The following is an 18,279-nucleotide window of genomic DNA, read 5'->3' as shown; positions in this document are numbered from 1 at the left end:
ACTGAGGAATTCTCTAAAGCTCACTGAGGAATTCTCTAAAGCTCACTGAGGAATTCTCTAAAGCTCACTGAGGAATTCTCTAAAGCTCACTGAGGCTGCAAAATCATACATTATTGTTGTAAAAGTGTAGCCATTTGTGGAAAAGTAGATCATTTTTGCGAATTCCGTTTCTGTTATGGAGGTATAGTAATTACTATTATCCATTCTGTAAATTATCATCTGGAGGTCATCAAAATAAACTTGTATATTACATCCTTCTGAATAGGGGATTATCTCAAAATCTTCATAAGCACATTCTGTGGAACCAGTTATGAGTAAATAAGAATACTCTTCATTCTGTTATCAAAGCTTGTTTTAAAAGGCTCAACAGTTAATAAATTAAGTATCAGAAGACGTTTTCCATATTCCAGAATAGCACGTAACGTCGGTGTAATTAGAAAAAACAAAATGATTTTCAAAATCCTATGGACATTCTTTAGAAGGTTGTGCTAAAGTTCGCTTCGTCAGTTATTTGATGCGCCGACATAGCTCAGCTGGCCAGAGCACGTGACTTGTAATCTCGGGGTCATCGGTTCGAATCCGATTGTCGGCTTTCATAGTAACATGGGGAGGTTCCCGAGCGGTCAAAGGGGGCAGACTGTAAATCTGTTGCTTCGGCTTCGAAGGTTCGAATCCTTCTCTCCCCATTGTTTCTTTCTCTCGTCTTGGATTTACCATTTTAGTGGTGATATATTTGTATCACATTATGTTGGCTGGAAAACTCATCCTTTTATAATAGTTTATATATCAATATTTAGAGTTAATGTAGGGACAAGCTACACTTGTAGGCTATAATTAATTCGAAGAACAGAACTGTCAGAGATTTAGTGAGCGTTAGAGCTGATTCTCAATTTCTTGTAGCGTATTATGGCTAGAAGGAAAAGACCTAATTAAAGGCCTACAATTTTCTTGTTTTCTTCTGAAGGTAGATGCCCGGTTATCTTCTTATAGTTATGTGTAAATAAGGAAAAATTACTATACCCAACTTTCATGGCAATCATACTTATAGTTAAACTGGTAGATTGTAATAGTTTTTGAGCTGTCTCCATTTTTTCCTTTATGATATATTCCTTTAAGTTAATTCCTGTTTCTCTTTTGAACAGTCTCGATAGATAGGAAGGATTTTTTCCGACATATTCGGCTATATCATCTCTTCGAATATCTTCTGATATATTGCGGTGAATATAATCCTCAATAACCTTTATACAATTCTTGTCATTAGGTTCTTTAGTTTTGTGAGCCAAGTATAAACAGCAATTTTCCGCAAAATCTATCATTGCCTGTATTGAGCGATAAGCTTCAAGGGCTTCAATCATATTGTCTTGAGGATATACTTCTTTTAATGATCTACCTTGTTGTGAAAGATTCACAGATATAAATTGAATAAAATCATTATGGAAATTCTTTAGTGCCATTGCTCCAACTTCATTGGAGGGTAGTTTCTCCAGAAAATCTCTAATTTCATTAAGAATAGTTTCGGGATACCCTTCTTCCAAAGCCTGATTCCAGTATAGCCAATTGGGCTCAAAGGGAGGAAGAGGAGCAGCTTTTTGTAAGGTATCTTTTTCAAATATACCCTTAAGATTAGCAATATTATTTGCTTTAAGAGTTTTCAATACATCTATTGCAGAATGGAATGAGTCAAAGTTAAATGGGCCATTCCAATAGACTGAAATGTCATTACTTATTTCTTTCAAAAGGTCATATATACAATGAATAATGTGAGAGAGACTTTTTGAATCTATTGAATCAGTTCCTTTTGAATAAAAGATAAAGAATAATTCATCAGGAGAATTTGAAAAGAATATGGAAATAAGATCAAATCCTTCCCATACAGACCGAATTTTTTCTTTTATATTATTAAGGACAGGTTCTTTGAGGAAATGGGTTATTAGGCCTGTATATAGGGACAAATCTTTCTTGAGTTCATATCCTAATTTATGAAGGTCTTCTAGAATATCAATAGAACTTGTCATCGTGTTTGCTAAAAAGTTTTGGAATAGAGCATCTATCAATTTGTCTTTATCATTATATATCATTTGACCATAGTTCTTAATGAAATTTGCCTGTTCTGAAGAGATTCTTCTTTTTACAGCCCTTGATAGGACTTCTTCGATTTCTTCATAAGGAGCTGGTTGTAGGAGATAATCGAATACATTCAACTTTAAAGCCTTTTGAGCATATAAAAAATCAGCATGGGCTGTTAGAAGAATGCAAGTAATATCTAAGTGTTGCTCAAGAATCCATCTGTATAGATCCAATCCTGATTCTTTGGGCATCTCGATATCACAGAGAAGAATATCAATTTTTGTTTTACATATAATAGCCCTGGCTTCAAGAGCATTTAAGGCCTTGTAGACTTTGTGGATCCCAATTCTGGACCAATTCACTCCACAGAATATTCCACTCACTACACTAATTTGATCATCAACAACGAGAGTTACCATTTGCTTATGATAACCCTATTTGACAATATGACAAGTTCTTTCAGTTAAAAATATGTTACTATATTTGTAATAGGAGTATCTCCCCTTGAAAAGCACCCCGTTAAAACAATTAATAATTTCTATTCTTTTGATCTTTTTTTTACCTTTTACTTTGTTCTTCCTTTTTTATAATCTTTATACCATTAAAAATGTTAATTCTCGAATTGCCCAAAATACTAAAGGTAGAGTTGAGTATTATAGAAATAGTCTTGAAGATCTATTAAAGAATAATGAAAAGTTTATGATTAATCTTGTAGCTAATAATAATAACTTTAGGCAACTAAAATTTAAAGAAACTGAATTAGAAGCTCACCTTAATTGCTACAGTATCATTCAAAAATATAAAGATATTATTAATATTAATCCCATTATTCGGGGTTTCTATATTGTTTCCAAAACTAATAACATGGCAAGGCATATATATAGGGAAGGGTTAGGACTAGAACAAAAGAAATTGTTAAATCAATATATAATGAAACAGATAGAGGACGATTGTTATGATCCACAACACTGGGAAGTTGTTTATTTGGGTAATAAAAGTTATCTATTGCGCATTTTAGGTTTGAATAATACCTACTGTGTCAGTTTTATTGATTTTGATTTATTGCTTTCAAAAAGTAATACTATCACTTCCCCTAAAGAACAGATTTTCTTTTCCTTACCAAATAAAACAGTCCTAAAGGGAAGAAAGCAATTATTACAGGATAATATTATTCTAAATAAAATAGACTATGATAAGGAATATTCTTTATTAAAATCAAAGCACAATTATCTCTTTGTGGCTAGTTATTCTCCATATATGAGATTGTACTTAGTTAGTTACCAGTTTTATGAAGGACTTCTTAAAAGTATGACCTGGTTTCAGTTCATCCTATTAGTCTCTACCTTGATATTTATTATACTTATTCTTATTATATTTAATTTGCTTAATTCCCTAATATTATCCCCTCTTAATATTCTTAATAATACCATGAAGGATATAAAAGATGGACAAGTAAATAAGCAATTACAGATACCAAAAAAAGTTAGTGAATTTAAAGCTGTTGGGTCTTTGTTTAATGAGATGCTCGTTGAACTTAAAGAGTTGAAAATTGATCAATATGAACGAACATTGCAAAATCAACAAGCTGAATTAGAGCGTTTATACATTCAGATACGACCCCACTTCTTTCTTAACTGTTTAAAAATATTCTATGGAATGGCTCAGCAGCAGGAATATAAAAAACTACAGGAAATGATCATTTCCTTGTCTCAATATTTACGAAGTGTTTTTAAAAATAAGGAATTGACTACAGCATTGGATGATGAAATTGATAGTGTACGAAAATTCATTGAACTAAAAAATAAGACTGATGATGCTCAGATAATTCTTGAAACTAAGATTCCGGATTTTTTAAAAACATTTCAAATCCCCACAATGACAGTTCTTACCTTTATTGAGAATTCTTTAAAATATGCTCTTGAACCTAATCATCCATTAACTTTGTCTATAAAAGTTATATACCTTCCTAATCCTTCTGATGATGTAATTAATATTTCTATTACTGATAATGGTCCTGGTTTTGATCTAAAGATTCTGGACTGGCTAAACTCTGAGAAAAAAGAAAAGAATTCTTTCCAAGAGCATGTGGGAATACGGAATGTCTGTAAGAGGTTGCAACTTCTGTATCAAGATAGAGCCCGTATCATCTTTCTGAATCAAGGTGGTGCTCATGTCGAATTGTTTCTTCCTTATAATGAAAAGTAACAAAAATGCTATTGTTATGTCATATTTTTATTATTGATTCATAGTTCTTTCTAGGAATGTCATAATATTGTTATCCTAAACTAACTTTTTCGGTAGAGAAGGCTTTATCAAGGTGATACAAAATCATTATCAAACACAGAAAGGAGTTTTTCATGTTACGGAAAAAAGTGTTTTTAGGAGTTACGATTTTATTGGCAACACTAGTATTATTTGGTTGTCAACAGAAGAACGAAGCTTCAAATAAAGACTCTGAAGATTATGTGGTTACTATTTATGCTCCCTATAATGCTTCTACTGAGGATTGCGAACAGATATCTAAAGAGGTGAGTAAGATAACAGAATCCCTTATTGGATGTAAGGTTGAGGTTATTCGTAATGTTACAGTTGAACAGTTAAATTTAGCTTTGGTATCTGGAGAAAAACTGGATCTCTTTTATGCTTTTCCCTGGGAAGTATCTCTTTCTTCTATGGCTTCCAGTAATCAGATTGTAGATATGACTGATCTTCTTCAGCAATATGCACCTAACACAAACAAAAGTATTTCTTCTGATGACTGGCGATGCGTTACCATTAATGGTCGTATCTATGGTATTCCTATGAATAAGGATAAGGCTCAAGGAAGAGGTTTCCTAATGGTCAAAGAAATAGCAGATGAAGTAGGTATCGATTATAGCCAATACCTAACTTATGCTGATCTTGATAAATATTTTGCTAAAATAAAAAAAGCTTATCCTGATATGTATCCAGTCGTACCTAATACAGGAACTATGAATAGGCCAGCCTGGTCAGCAGATGTGCTTGGGGATAGTTTAGGAGTTCTTGAAAATTGCCTTGTCGATGATACAACAGTTGTCAATTTATATAATACAGATTCCTTTAAAGAATATGCTTCATACATTTACAAATGGGCTCAAGAAGGATACATGATGCCAGATGGGGTTAACACGACTGAAGGCTATGATATTTTTATTAGCTCTGGAATAGGTTTTGGAACTTTTACTCCTTTTAAGGCAGGAATGGAAGCTGAAGAGAGCAGAAAATGTGGTAAAGATATTGTGATAGCAAAACTTTATGAACCTCATTCAACAACCTCAATGGTCAATGCCTCATGGTGTATTGCAAACAATAGTACTAATCCTCAAAAGGCTATGGAAGTACTTGAATTGATGTATAACAATTCTGATATAGCAAATCTACTAATTAATGGACTTGAAGGTGTTCACTGGAAGTTTACTGATAAGGAACAAGGTATAATTGACTATGCCGATGGTATTAATGCCTCAAATACTGGTTATTCTGTAGTAGGCTGGGCCTGGCCTAATGAGCAAATAACCTATGTATGGAAAGGTGATGATCCTGAAGTTTGGAACAAACTTGGGGAATTTAATAAATCTGCTCATTCTTCTCCTGCTAAAGGTTTTGTTTGGAATAATGAAAAGGTACTTAATGAAGTTACCGCTTGTAACAATGTTATTGCTAAATATGAAGCCGGACTTGTCACAGGTTGTTTGAATCCAGACACTACTATACCTAAATTCAATGCAGAACTAAAAACTGCTGGTATTGATACTATTATTTTAGAGAAGCAAAAACAATTAAATGACTGGTTATCAAAACAATAAGAAACAATATGTGAAAAGGAAGGAGTACTGATATGACTAGTCATAAACAGCACAAATTAAAAATGTTTCTCCCCCTTTATTTGATGATGGTACCAGGCATTATCTATATTTTTGTGAATAACTATATTCCTATGGCGGGTATCATACTCGCCTTTAAAAAATACGATTATAAGCTAGGTATGTTCCGTAGTAAGTTTATAGGATTCAGTAACTTTGAATTCTTGTTTAAAACAAAGGACGCCCTTACCATTACTCGAAATACCTTGTTATATAATGTTGTATTCATCCTATTGGGTACGATACTAGCGATAACCATAGCTATACTTTTAAATGAGATTCGAAATGATAAAGCAAAAAAAGCTTACCAAACTCTAATTCTTATTCCCTACCTTATCTCCATGGTAGTGGTCAGTTATGTGGTTTATGGGTTTCTGAATTCACAATTTGGTTATATTAATAAGACGATACTATCGGCTTTAAACCGTGAAGGTATTTCATGGTATTCTAATCCCCAATATTGGCCTTTTATTCTGGTACTCGTGTATTTATGGAAGAGCATTGGCTTTAATTGTATTATTTATTTTGCCACTTTGGTTGGTATAGATAAGGGATATTATGAGGCTGCAGAAATAGACGGGGCTAATAAATGGAAACAAATTATTCATATAACTTTACCAAGTTTAAAACCAACCATTATTATTCTCACTTTAATGGCCATAGGTCGGATATTTTATTCCGACTTTGGACTATTTTATCAAGTACCTATGAATAGTGGTGCCTTAATTGATGTAACAAATACTATAGATACTTATGTCTACAGAGGCCTTACCCAGTTAAATAATATTGGTATGGTATCTGCCGCTGGTTTTTATCAATCAGTAGTAGGTTTTATTTTGGTTCTTACTGCTAACTTTATTGTCCGTAAAGTCAGCAAAGAGAACGCTCTATTTTAGGAGATTAAGATGGTTACGACAGATAGATTTTATCAGACCCTTTTACACATAGTAATGTTAATATTATGTGCTATCTGTGTTCTGCCCTTTTTATTATTAATTAGTTCCTCCCTTAGTTCGGAACAAAGTCTTGTTATTAGGGGATATACATTTTGGCCTAGTCATCTTGATTTAAGTGCCTATAAGTATCTCTTTATTGGATCCAAGGCTATCCTAAGGGGCTATATTATATCAACACTTGTAACAGTATTAGGGACTTTATTGAGCCTGGTTCTAACTACATTATTTGCTTATCCCTTATCTCGTAAGAATCTTCCGGGACGCAATTTTTTTGCTTTTTTTGTATTCTTTACTATGCTGTTTAATGGAGGTTTAGTTCCCAGTTATATAATGTGGACTCAGATGCTTCATATTAAGAATACTATCTGGGCATTGATATTACCAAATCTATTGTTAAATGCTTTTAATATAATAATGATGCGAACTTATTTTTCCTCAAACTTACCTGAAGAGGTGATAGAATCGGCACGAATGGATGGTGCAAAAGAATTCACCATACTGACAAGAATAGTAATACCCATGTCTACTCCTATAATGATAACTGTATGTTTACTAGTAGGATTGACCTATTGGAATGATTGGCTTAATGGCCTTTATTACATTAGTAAGGATCAATATTACAGTATCCAGGTTTTATTAACAAAAATGCTTAAAAACATTGAAATGGTTAAGAAAGCATCCTCTGCAGGTGCCTCTTCAATGACTCTACCATCGACATCAATAAGAATGGCTGTTGCCGTGATGGGTGTCCTCCCCATCCTTGTTGTCTATCCTTTCTTCCAGAAATATTTTGTCAAGGGCATCATTATTGGTGCTGTTAAAGGTTAATCATATGAAATTTCCAAATAACTTTGTCTGGGGCGCTGCTTCAGCGGCTTATCAAATAGAAGGAGCATCCTTTGAAGACGGGAAGGGCCTTTCTATCTGGGATGTGCATACAAATGATACTCATCCAGATCCCATAACAGGAATCTCTAATATTAAAAATAATGATAACGGTAATATCGCTTGTGATCATTATCATCGTTACAGAGAGGATGTGGCTCTAATGAAAAAAATCGGTATCAAAGCTTACCGATTTTCCCTAAGCTGGACTCGTATCATTCCTGATGGTCAAGGCGCAGTAAATCAAAAAGGTATTGATTTTTATAATAATCTGATCGATGAACTTTTAGCCGCAGGAATTGAGCCATATATAACATTGTTTCATTGGGATTTCCCTCAAAAACTCCAAGAGATTGGGGGCTGGAGCCATCCTGATATGCCTCGTATCTTTGCTGACTATGTGCAGGTTGCTGTAGAGGCTTTCTCTGATCGTGTCAAATATTGGATGACTTTGAATGAACCTCAATGTCATATAATAGTAGGGCATGTGGATGGTAAATGTGCCCCTAAATTAAGGGTTAGTCCAAAGGAAGCCTTTTACTTAATCCATAGCATCTTGAAAGCACACGGATTAGGTGTACAAAGAATACGACAATATGCAAAGCAGAATGTTCAGGTTGGTATTGCTCCCAATCCATCAGCTTTTTATCCGTACTCTGATAATCCTGATGATCAGTTAGCGGCTCAAGAAAAAGCGTTTACAGCGGACAGTCGTAATCTGTGGGCTACTACCTGGTGGCTAGATCCTCTTCTACTTGGTCATTATCCTGAAGATGGTATAGAGGCTTATGGGAGTGATTTTCCGCAAGAAATCAACAACCCTGAGGATTTAGCTATCATTAATCAATCTTTAGATTTTCTGGGCTGTAATTTCTATACCGGTGCATGTGTTAGAGCTGATAATAAAGGGATGCCCGTTATCGTGGATCCAAAAATTGGATATGACCGTACAGCATTCAAATGGGAGGTTACTCCTCGTATCCTCCAGTATATGCCTATTTTCCTCTATAACAGATATCACTTACCTATACTAATTACAGAAAATGGACTGTCCCTGTCTGACTGGGTTTCCCTTGATGGAAAAGTCCATGATCCCAATAGAATTGATTACATGCAAAGGTACTTGAGAGAACTCAAAAAAGCTATAGATCGAGGTGTGCCAGTACTAGGTTATTTAACCTGGTCCATTATGGATAATTTTGAATGGAATGATGGATATGGGGAACGATTCGGTCTTATCCATGTAGACTATGGGACTCAAAAAAGAACTATTAAGGACTCTGGATATTGGTACAATAAAATCATAGAATCCAATGGAAAATCCCTTTAAGTATATTCTCTGATTTGGTAAAGAGATCAGGTGAGGATACCAAACCTGATCTTGTTCAAATCATAGATTCAAAAGGTTCTCAATAAACCCAACTATATTATTCTTATCATCAGATATGTAAGTAGACCATTACATGTGGTCTACTGTCATTCAAATGCTAAATCAAATTTCTTGTAATCCTTATTTATATCTTTTAACATTAAATAAAAGGTTACTTTAAGAATGAAGAATACAAAAGATAGATTAATAAACAGGAACACATTTATGTAATCAGGTGTAGGAAGGGTAGGTAAATGGTACATTCTACCATTAGAGAAAAACTCCTAGGCAAGTGGGGGCGCTGGGGAGCTACTCATTGGATTAAGACTTTGCTCTTTGGGGCTATAATCAGTGTCTTTATGTCATGGGGTGTCATACACCTGACAATGGAGATGACTTTCTTTTCTATAATGCCAGGTCAATCAACACAAGTTAAGGATCTAAAACAGATAATGGGTGACTATCCTTTAGCTTCTGGAATCACCATTGTCATTGATGGGCGTACCCTTAAGAATCAGGATGTAGCTAGAAAGAAAATAGAAGCGACCATATTAGAGGTGGAACAGGAGTTCAATCAACAGCGCTACAAACCTTATATAAAGGCCGTATATGGGCATATAAATAGGGATTTCTTCAAATCACACAGTCTTATTATAAATGAATTAGAAGACAGGGAACGTCTGTTTCGTATATTTAAAAGCGTCGATCTTGCCTCCTTCTTGTATGGATTAAACAATGACTTTGAAAGAGAATATTCTGGGAATGATCAGAAACTTAAGGATGATGAGTCCGAGGCTGTTGGCCAGTTTGAGGGTCTGAATTCTCTAATAAATTTGATGGTCCAATCTTTTGATGGACAACTAAACTCAAGAGATAGTATTAGTCAATCTTTCGATGATTTCCTGTTTGGTCCCTCTTATTATCTTAGTAAAGACAATAGAATGGCTATTATTCAGATTGAACCAACCTTTACTATGGAGGATTTTTCTATTCTGGTTCCAGGAGTAAATACCATAGAAGAAGGAGCTAAACTAATTGCAGCTCGAAATGGTTTAAAAGCTTATTGTACAGGTTTAACCACCATTGCGCGAGATGAGATGATAACTAGTCAACAAGGATTAGGAATCTCTATGTTGCTTGCCTTCTTTCTTATTCTTCTCATTATGGTATTCGTTTTTAAAATGTGTTCCACACCCCTGATAACTGGGGTTCCTTTGTTAATAGGAATATATTGGTCTATTGGAATGACAGGATTCTTAATTCATCGACTAAATATAATGACTGCTATGTATATGGTCGCATTGGTTGGATTGGGAATTGACTATTCTATACACCTTCTTACTTCTTATACTCAAGAACGTGATAATGGATTGGATTATTTATCAGCCATGGAAAAAGCTTTCGCTACAACAGGGTCGGGAATCTTGACCGGTGCTTTAACAACAGCCATAGCCTTTTTTTCTATGATGGTGGCTGATACTGAGCTAATGAGAGAGTTGGGAATGGTGGCAGGATTAGGAATTCTTTTTGAATTACTTGCTATGCTTATTTTTCTACCTCCGTTAATCGGGCTTGCTTCTACTTTGAAAAGGAAGAAACCATCAAAGACTTATAAGTTCTTTACAAAGTTTTTTATTCCTTCAGATTTTGGTGAATATCTTGGATCAAGGATTGTAAAACATCCTACCTTTTTTATTATTTTAATGTTATCTTTTTCTGCTTTTTTAGCCATAAAAATTGGTGATGTTAAGATTGAAAAGAATCTCCTTAATATGGAAGCAAAGGACCTAGAATCTGTAAAAATGCAGGATGTTTTAGTTGATGAATTTGGTATGGGGGCAGACGGTCTATTTGTTTTAACACAAAATATACATGAACTAAAAGATTTAGAGAAACAAATCAAGAAACTAGATTCCGTTAAACAAGTAGAATCTTTGGCTCCTCTTCTTCTTACTGAAGAAGAATGGCAAAATCGAATTCCTGGTGTCGTTCAATTTAAACAGAATGCAATGAATTTAGAGGTAACTAGAAATGTTAACTTATCTTTGTTAAAAGATGAACTAATAAGATTAGAAATGAACCTAATTGAATTATCAGATATGTCTTATCTAGGTAATATGAAAAAAATGTCACTAACTTTGAATCAAATGACTGGGTATAACAAGGAGGGGATAAAAGAGAGAGAAAGTGCCTTGGCACGTATAATTGATCAATTGAATAAGTCAGATTTTGATGAATCTATGCTTCGTCAATTTCAGTATACCTTTTCATCATTGTTGAAGGAAAAATTAATCAATATGTCTTCTATCGAAGCTTATGATCAGAATGAACTTCCTCCTTTATATGGTAAAGGATACTACTCACAAAAAAACAACTCTTACCTTATGTCCATCATACCTACTCAAAATCCTTGGGAAGGGGACTTTCGACAAATATTTCTAACTCAGGTTTCTTCTATAACAGATAAAGGAACAGGCATGATCATGGCATCTGATCAATTGACTATTATGGCAGAGTCAGACGGTCTCAAAGCTTCTATGACTGCTTTAATTGCGATATTTTTAATTCTTTTGATTGATTTTCGGAATCTGAAAATAGTTATTTTCACTATGATTCCCCTATGCCTATCATTTATTGCATTGTTTGGATTTATGGGATGGACAGGAATGAGATTTGATTTTGTTAACATTATAGCAGTTCCCCTGCTTATTGGAATAGGAATAGATGATTCAGTGCATATCAGTCATCGCTATTTATTAGAAGGAAAAGGCCAAATAGAACGAGTCATTGCTAAAACAGGTACGGCAGTTATGTTAACAAGTCTTACAACTATTATTGCTTTTGCCTCTTTTATTCCTTCCGTTATGCAGGCCATGCATAGTACCGGAATTCTATTATCAGTGGCTATGACCTTTGCTTTTCTTTTCTCCATTATTTTTTATCCTGCTTTCTTGAATCTGGTTGTAGACCGGAATAAATTTAATTTATATCCATGGGGGTCCTAATGAGGTCCACATTCATTTTTATTTTTCTAACAATGTCTTTAACGATCTATTCACAAAGCGCACAAGTTATAGTTCAGAAAGCAGATGACAATATAAAGGGACCACAAGTATGGTCTTTAAGCACTATCCAGATTGTGAGGAATGGAAACACCTTACCCCTACAAAGAATGGAAGGTTATTCCATGGATATTAATGGACAATATCATAGTCTAACCGTTTATCTAGGTCCTCCACGCATGAAGGGAACTGCTTATTTGATGATTGAGGATAATTTATGGGTTCGTTTTTCCTCCACAGGACGGGTTCGTAAATTATCATCTTCTGCTAAGAAAAATTCAGCTGGAGGAAGCGATTTTTCCTACAACGATATGGGGGATGATAATGCCGGAATTAGTTCTAAATATAGAGTTAGGTTAGCAGGGGAAAAGAAAATTAACAAACAAAACTGTTATTTGATTGAAATGTTTCCTAAGAATGAAAAGTCTTCTTCCTATGATAAAATTCTTGCCTATATAAGTGAAAAAGATTTTCATTATATTCAACTTGATTATTATGAGGCTGGTGCGCTTATTAAAACGATGACTTTGAATGATTATCGATCAATTGATCAAAAGGAATATCCTTATATTATCACCATGGAGAGTCATGTGAAAAATTCTATAACAACTATTACTACAGAGTCCATAGAATTTAATTCCCCTAAAGTGAAATCCCAGATGTTTTCCCCTTCATATATACAAAATGAAAGTATATTTTAGTTTTCTTCTTTTATTAATTATTAGTACTTTTGCTTTTCCTCAATTGAGCTATTATGGTGATTATACAGCTCTTATTATTGGGTATGTCAGGCAAGACAACTATGACACAGCTATAAATCCAGATAATATTGCCTCTCTAAAGGATATTAATCTTAGTAATAGCATGACTTGGAAAATGTCAGCTGGAGATGATAATGGCCATCTTGAGCTCTGGTTTGGTCTCAATCAATATCCTATTGGAGCTGGTTTAGTGGCTGCTGCATATGATGGCAATTCTGGAACGGATTTGTCAAATACCTACTTATTTGTTAATGACAAAGGTGATAATGTTTACAGTATTGATCTCATGCGGGCTAATGTCAATTGGACAATAAATCAATCATTATTAGTTCGATTAGGTAGACAATCTTTATTGACGGGATATGGATATGGGTGGAATCCCATTGATTTTGCTAATACAACTAAAGATCCAACATCTCCTCTATCAGAGTTAAAGGGAGTTGATTCCTTAACCTTTCAATTATTTCCGTATGAACTTACCAACCTGAAATTCTATTTTCTATTTGATGATACTGTCTTGGAACATGGTACTAACTATGATGAACTAAAAGGGGGGAGCGAATTAAGTCTGTCTCTACCTGTATTTGATGTTAAGTTAACAGGATTTTTAGACCAAAACACAACTCAAATGGGAATAGGTAGTCAGATTGATATGATGGGAGTTGGTGTATATGGGGAATACGCTATTCATTTTAGCAATTCTGAAGAGAGTAAAGTTAATTCTTTATTAGGAATCGAATATGTGTTTCCTTGGGAAACATCTTTTATCATTGAATACTATTCTCATCAGGAAGGATTCAGTGAAGAGGAACGGGATAATATTTTATTAACTATTAAAAATGATCCCCTAAAGGCCAATGAATATTGGAGTTATTACAACCCTGGATATTATTCACAGTATTATGGTATGGCTTATCTATCCCAACCATTTTACAGCTATAATATACAAACCGATATGACCTTACTCTTTTCACTAGATTCTGGAGCTTTGTACCTAATCCCTGAAGTAATATGGCAGAAAAGTGGCAGTTTGATTGTAAGTATAGGGTATACGGGGATCTTGAATACTACAGATGATCCTAGTAGTGAGGCCTACTTAGCCCCTGTTAAACACTCGATTACATTTAAGTCTCAGTATAGCTTTTGATGTAACAAAAAGGGTTAATAATAAATAGTATCGACAAGAATACCAAGAAGAGAACCATTTCATTTTCCTTTTTCCTTTCTTTAGCATATTGATAGTGATTATTAGTAATGTTGCATTGAACTAAGGGAAATTGTAATATCAGGTTATGATAGAATTAAAGAATTCAGTTCTGTCCATTAGTATTAATCCAAATGGAGCAGAACTGACACACATTAAATACAATGAAAAGGAATATCTTTGGCAAGGCGATTCAGACTATTGGGTGGGGCAATCGCCACAGTTATTTCCTGTAATAGGGGCCTGTCCTGAAGGTGGTTGGGACTATAAAGGTAAAAAAATCCTTTTGGGTAATCATGGTTTTGCCAGGAAAAGCTCATTTGAATTGGTAGAACAGAGTGATGACCATTGTCTTTTATCCCTTACAGATAGGGAAAGCATAAAATCTCAGTACCCTTTCTCTTTTGCCCTCTATATCAAATATAGTTTGGATCATAATAGGTTAAGGGTTGATTATCTCGTAGAGAATAAGGGTAAGGGAATTTTACCCTTCTCAATAGGAGCCCATCCCGGTTTTATCTGTCCCTTAGATTCTGGTCTTAAGTTTGAAGACTATTATGTCCAGTTCAATCGAAGGGAAAAGATAGCACGACGTTATAAGAATGAATTCCTAACAGGAGAGAAAGAACTTCTTCTTGATAATAGTGATAGGATCGATCTTGATTATAGATTATTTGATAGGGGAGCTATTATTTTTTCGGGTTTAGAATCAGATTCTGTTATTCTCAAAAGTGACAAATCATCCCATTCTGTACAGATGGATTTTGCTGGTTTCCCTGATTTTGGTATATGGACTGTTCCAGGTAAAAAAGCTCCTTATCTATGCCTGGAACCATGGTTTGGTGTAGATTCTAGTGAAGGGGACTCTTCCGATTTTGAGAAAAAAGAGGGAATCCAATTTCTTCAAACTGGTGAAACCTTTCCATGCTCCTACTCTCTATTGTTTTCTTAAGCAATAGAGAGCTTATTAACAATATGATAGAAAGGTAGTATAACCCTTAAACGTTCTCTATAGAGAAGATAAGGCGATGAAGTATTTTTTTTTGTAAAGCATATAGTTTCTTATAGTCCTTTTTGAGATGAACTTCTTCCTCTCTCCACTGCTTCGCAAAGGTCTCGAGAAGTTTTTTAAATTCAGACATTCCCAAAGCTTGGGCTCTTTGACTTAAACTTTCCCATATCTCTGATACATTTATTTTTTGGAAAGAAAACCCCAATAATAGGAGTTCACCCATTTCATATAAAATATCATCTAAGAAGTTTTGAATAGGATTTGTCCTATGTTGTGAAGATAAAACATTAATATCTATAAAATGGGAGGATGTATAATAATCATCAATCCAGGGCTGGAAAGATTTCCTTTTCCCATTTTCTTTATAAATGATGGCTACGATCTGTAGGTTCATCCGGGAACTCTTATATCCTATAATTCCACTGATCATTTCAATAGATATATCAGTTGATCCTAAGAGAGATAGCAAACCTTCTACACCTTTCTTCGCCTGATTAATATAAGGGAAGAATATATCAATCTTTTCCCCATTTTTGTCATAGGCAAATGCTTTTACTTGTTGATTAACAATATCAAATAAAACATCACTGATTTTATTAACCTGGATGATATAAAAATTCATTATATCTCCATGCGGCTGTAATGCCTTAGGAGGATAATGATTTATACGTACTTCAAAATTTTTAAAATCAGATATCAATATAGTATCTCTTATAGTTGACCATTGGAAATCTAAGGGCAGTACAGATAATTCCGTACCTGGTTTAATTCTGTTTCCCGGAACTTTTTTCGCCTTGGATAGAATGAGAGCAGAAGTCCCAGCTTGTTTAAAACTTATGCCTTTAAAGGCTATTCGCTGGGATAATGAAGAATAACTATATTCTTGTGGAAGCTCTCTAAATAAACGATCAAAATGAAGTATATCACCAGAGGTAACGTTATAATAAAATATTCTTAAATAAGAACCTTCTATCGTTTCAACAGGGATCACTCCTAATCCTATAAGACTTGTCTTGCTTAGTGATGTTTCATAATTATAACTTCCCCCAAGAATAAATTCTGGTGGAACTTCCTTTGTATAATGTAAAGCAGCTTCTTTGCGAATATCCCATTCTCCCCATTCCATTAGTATTGTCGTGGGATGAAACTGACTATCTACTGAGGAATATTTATTAATAGCCTTATAGATATTTACAAGATTTTCAGCTGGCCATAACCAATTATATTGAATCAAAAGATTTTTGTATTTTTCTAATTCCATTAAGAAGTAGGGAGATATTTTGGTCAGTCCATGGGTCAATAATTCTAAAAACAATTCATCAATAGCGTCTATAGTATCAAAAGGAATATTCTTGATCGTTTTATTGGTTGAATAGAATCCCCCGTTTTTACTCCCTAAGCGAAAAGCCCAAACGGCAATACAAACGCATTTCTGATTAAGTCTTTGATCATTGGAGAGGCTCTGAAAATAGCGAAGATCACCCTTTACTAAAAAACGTAAAGTTAATCCATGATTGTAAAAAATGACCCTTGGCTTTATTCCCGGGATAAGCTCCAGAAGGACTCCTTCTTCATATTCCTTTAAAGCCTGATTATATAGTTTCTCTCCAAACTCCGCTTTAAGTTCTTCATCAGTAAATTCCCCAGGATTCCAACTGCTTTCTTCACTATCAATAGTATTTTTTAAGAAGAATATACTTCTAACCATGTGACGGCAGATACCGGAAGCAGGGCAGGTACAGATACCTTGTTCAAAGGTTTGATCATGATTAAATTGTGTAGTCACATTATCTGACCATACTAATTTTATATCCCCTTTTTCTGTTTCACTTATATCAACACTTACTTTTTTTGTTTCATATTCTTTTTTCGCTTTATTGACTGTTCCCTTATTTGTATAAACAGCTAAATCATCTTCACCAATACGTAATAGATCTAATCTCATCATGATAATCCCATTTTTTCAGAAACCCAATGGGCTAATTCTCCAGGAGTCATAGCTCCAATATGAGCTCCGATGTTCACTAATTGCTGGGTGAGTTGATGGTTGTAAACAGGTTCTGAATGGTTATTAAGTGCCGCTAATCCTAGGAGAGAAACTTGGCTATCGATTAATTGGTATGCTAATTGAAGTAGTCTATATTCGTTAGGGCCTTCATAAAAATCAGATATAATCATAAAGATACATCTTCTGGGGTTTTCAATTAATTCCATTCCGTATTGCACAGCCAGCGCAATATCCGTACCACCTCCTAATTGTACTTTCATTAGGGTTTCCATGGGATCTTCACAATATTCTGTCAGATCAACTATGTTAGTATCAAATAAAACCAGATGAGTCTTTAACAAAGGAAGTTTATAAAAAATAGAAGCACAGACAGCGGAATAAATGATGCTATCCGTCATACTACCAGATTGATCTACTAGAATGATCATCTGCCACTTTTGAGCATAATTTCGTTTTCTTGAATAAAAGTATGGTTGCTTAATAATAAGCTTTTTGAGATCATTATTATAGTTTTTGAGATTATTCATAATTGTGGAGTGGGGATCAAAATTGGCTGCATTTCTTTTTAAGCTTCTACGTCGTTTATTAAGGGTTCCCCAAAAACTGGATTCTATTTCTGTTTTGAATTGTTCCATTAATTCTTGAATCACTTTACGAGCTATGTCTCTAGCCATATTAAGAACTTCATGATTCATCAGATGCTTTGTCTGTAATATTGCTTTTAGAAGGGTCATTGATGGTTCTGCTCTTTTTAAGATATTAGGATTTGTTACAATTTCATCTAATCTGTATCTTTCTAAGGCGTCTTTCTCTAAACGGTCAATAACTTTCTTAGGAAATAATTCATGAATCCTGTTAATCCACTGAGGAACAGATAATTGGGAAGTTCCTAATCCTCCCTGTTTTCCTATCCGGATATTTCTTTCTTGTCCATATTCTTTACCATACAAAAACTCAAGGGCCTCATCTTGAGCCTGTTGTTCTTGTGATAAGGATAGATTCTTAAAATTATCATTAGACAATGACCCCAATATTAAACGCCAACGTATTAATCTATCATCTGACATCTAA

At 34.4% G+C, this 18,279-nt stretch carries 13 protein-coding genes and 2 tRNA genes; 11 read left to right on the top strand and 4 right to left on the bottom strand.

Going from position 1 to position 18,279, the window contains the following annotated elements:
* Window positions 1–57 precede the first annotated feature (57 nt).
* Window positions 58–204: a hypothetical protein gene (locus K345_RS23115; RefSeq protein ID WP_156888345.1), complete on the bottom strand. Its 147-nt coding sequence runs from the start codon at window positions 202–204 to the stop codon at window positions 58–60.
* A gap of 314 nt (window positions 205–518) precedes the next feature.
* Between K345_RS23115 and K345_RS0107885 the strand changes: the two genes are divergently transcribed.
* Window positions 519–592: transfer RNA gene (locus K345_RS0107885), tRNA-Thr, on the top strand.
* A 13-nt stretch (window positions 593–605) separates the two neighbouring features.
* Window positions 606–686: transfer RNA gene (locus tag K345_RS0107880), tRNA-Tyr, on the top strand.
* A gap of 243 nt (window positions 687–929) precedes the next feature.
* On the opposite strand, the gene K345_RS0107875 is transcribed toward K345_RS0107880, so the two are convergent.
* On the bottom strand, window positions 930–2,486 hold the full coding sequence (locus tag K345_RS0107875) for a response regulator transcription factor (protein ID WP_028973695.1): 1,557 nt from the start codon (window positions 2,484–2,486) through the stop codon (window positions 930–932).
* An 85-nt stretch (window positions 2,487–2,571) separates the two neighbouring features.
* On the opposite strand from K345_RS0107875, the gene K345_RS0107870 reads away from it, so the two are divergent.
* The 9 genes from K345_RS0107870 to K345_RS20240 all read left to right on the top strand — a co-directional run bounded on the left by K345_RS0107870 (window position 2,572) and on the right by K345_RS20240 (window position 15,140).
* Window positions 2,572–4,272, top strand: coding sequence for a sensor histidine kinase (locus tag K345_RS0107870; RefSeq protein WP_028973694.1), 1,701 nt, complete (start codon window positions 2,572–2,574; stop codon window positions 4,270–4,272).
* Between the two features lie 152 nt (window positions 4,273–4,424).
* Window positions 4,425–5,894, top strand: a complete 1,470-nt coding sequence (locus K345_RS0107865) for an ABC transporter substrate-binding protein (RefSeq protein WP_028973693.1) — start codon at window positions 4,425–4,427, stop codon at window positions 5,892–5,894.
* Window positions 5,895–5,926: 32 nt separating this feature from the next.
* Window positions 5,927–6,847: an ABC transporter permease gene (locus K345_RS0107860; RefSeq protein ID WP_028973692.1), complete on the top strand. Its 921-nt coding sequence runs from the start codon at window positions 5,927–5,929 to the stop codon at window positions 6,845–6,847.
* A 9-nt stretch (window positions 6,848–6,856) separates the two neighbouring features.
* A complete protein-coding gene (locus K345_RS0107855; RefSeq protein ID WP_028973691.1) occupies window positions 6,857–7,735 on the top strand; it encodes a carbohydrate ABC transporter permease in 879 nt (292 codons plus the stop codon).
* A 4-nt stretch (window positions 7,736–7,739) separates the two neighbouring features.
* Complete coding sequence (locus K345_RS0107850) at window positions 7,740–9,122, top strand: GH1 family beta-glucosidase (RefSeq protein WP_028973690.1); 1,383 nt, start codon at window positions 7,740–7,742, stop codon at window positions 9,120–9,122.
* A gap of 293 nt (window positions 9,123–9,415) precedes the next feature.
* Window positions 9,416–12,166: an efflux RND transporter permease subunit gene (locus K345_RS0107840; protein ID WP_028973689.1), complete on the top strand. Its 2,751-nt coding sequence runs from the start codon at window positions 9,416–9,418 to the stop codon at window positions 12,164–12,166.
* Window positions 12,166–12,924: an outer membrane lipoprotein-sorting protein gene (locus tag K345_RS0107835; RefSeq protein WP_028973688.1), complete on the top strand. Its 759-nt coding sequence runs from the start codon at window positions 12,166–12,168 to the stop codon at window positions 12,922–12,924. Before K345_RS0107840 ends, K345_RS0107835 begins: the two co-directional genes overlap by 1 nt.
* Entirely contained in the window at window positions 12,908–14,131 is a 1,224-nt protein-coding gene (locus tag K345_RS0107830) for a hypothetical protein (RefSeq protein WP_028973687.1), read from the top strand. The genes K345_RS0107835 and K345_RS0107830 overlap by 17 nt, the downstream gene beginning before the upstream one ends.
* A gap of 145 nt (window positions 14,132–14,276) precedes the next feature.
* On the top strand, window positions 14,277–15,140 hold the full coding sequence (locus K345_RS20240; protein ID WP_053228144.1) for an aldose 1-epimerase family protein: 864 nt from the start codon (window positions 14,277–14,279) through the stop codon (window positions 15,138–15,140).
* A gap of 46 nt (window positions 15,141–15,186) precedes the next feature.
* On the opposite strand, the gene K345_RS0107820 is transcribed toward K345_RS20240, so the two are convergent.
* Window positions 15,187–17,145, bottom strand: coding sequence for a hypothetical protein (locus K345_RS0107820; protein WP_156888344.1), 1,959 nt, complete (start codon window positions 17,143–17,145; stop codon window positions 15,187–15,189).
* Window positions 17,145–18,275 carry a VWA domain-containing protein gene (locus K345_RS0107815; RefSeq protein WP_028973685.1) on the bottom strand — a complete coding sequence of 377 codons (1,131 nt, stop codon included), beginning with the start codon at window positions 18,273–18,275 and terminating at the stop codon, window positions 17,145–17,147. Before K345_RS0107815 ends, K345_RS0107820 begins: the two co-directional genes overlap by 1 nt.
* Window positions 18,276–18,279: the final 4 nt, after the last annotated feature.

It is taken from the genome of Spirochaeta cellobiosiphila DSM 17781 (assembly GCF_000426705.1).
In the GTDB taxonomy this organism is placed as follows: domain Bacteria; phylum Spirochaetota; class Spirochaetia; order DSM-17781; family DSM-17781; genus Spirochaeta_E; species Spirochaeta_E cellobiosiphila.
This window is presented reverse-complemented; position numbering and strand designations above follow the sequence as displayed.

Bases quoted from the DNA above. Each gene is read 5' to 3' on its own strand.
- K345_RS23115 (WP_156888345.1), bottom strand. From the start codon at position 204: ATGGATAATAGTAATTACTATACCTCCATAACAGAAACGGAATTCGCA.
- K345_RS0107875 (WP_028973695.1), bottom strand. From the start codon at position 2,486: ATGGTAACTCTCGTTGTTGATGATCAAATTAGTGTAGTGAGTGGAATA.
- K345_RS0107865 (WP_028973693.1), top strand. From the start codon at position 4,425: ATGTTACGGAAAAAAGTGTTTTTAGGAGTTACGATTTTATTGGCAACA.
- K345_RS0107860 (WP_028973692.1), top strand. From the start codon at position 5,927: ATGACTAGTCATAAACAGCACAAATTAAAAATGTTTCTCCCCCTTTAT.
- K345_RS0107855 (WP_028973691.1), top strand. From the start codon at position 6,857: ATGGTTACGACAGATAGATTTTATCAGACCCTTTTACACATAGTAATG.
- K345_RS0107850 (WP_028973690.1), top strand. From the start codon at position 7,740: ATGAAATTTCCAAATAACTTTGTCTGGGGCGCTGCTTCAGCGGCTTAT.
- K345_RS0107840 (WP_028973689.1), top strand. From the start codon at position 9,416: ATGGTACATTCTACCATTAGAGAAAAACTCCTAGGCAAGTGGGGGCGC.
- K345_RS0107835 (WP_028973688.1), top strand. From the start codon at position 12,166: ATGAGGTCCACATTCATTTTTATTTTTCTAACAATGTCTTTAACGATC.
- K345_RS0107830 (WP_028973687.1), top strand. From the start codon at position 12,908: ATGAAAGTATATTTTAGTTTTCTTCTTTTATTAATTATTAGTACTTTT.
- K345_RS20240 (WP_053228144.1), top strand. From the start codon at position 14,277: ATGATAGAATTAAAGAATTCAGTTCTGTCCATTAGTATTAATCCAAAT.
- K345_RS0107820 (WP_156888344.1), bottom strand. From the start codon at position 17,145: ATGAGATTAGATCTATTACGTATTGGTGAAGATGATTTAGCTGTTTAT.
- K345_RS0107815 (WP_028973685.1), bottom strand. From the start codon at position 18,275: ATGTCAGATGATAGATTAATACGTTGGCGTTTAATATTGGGGTCATTG.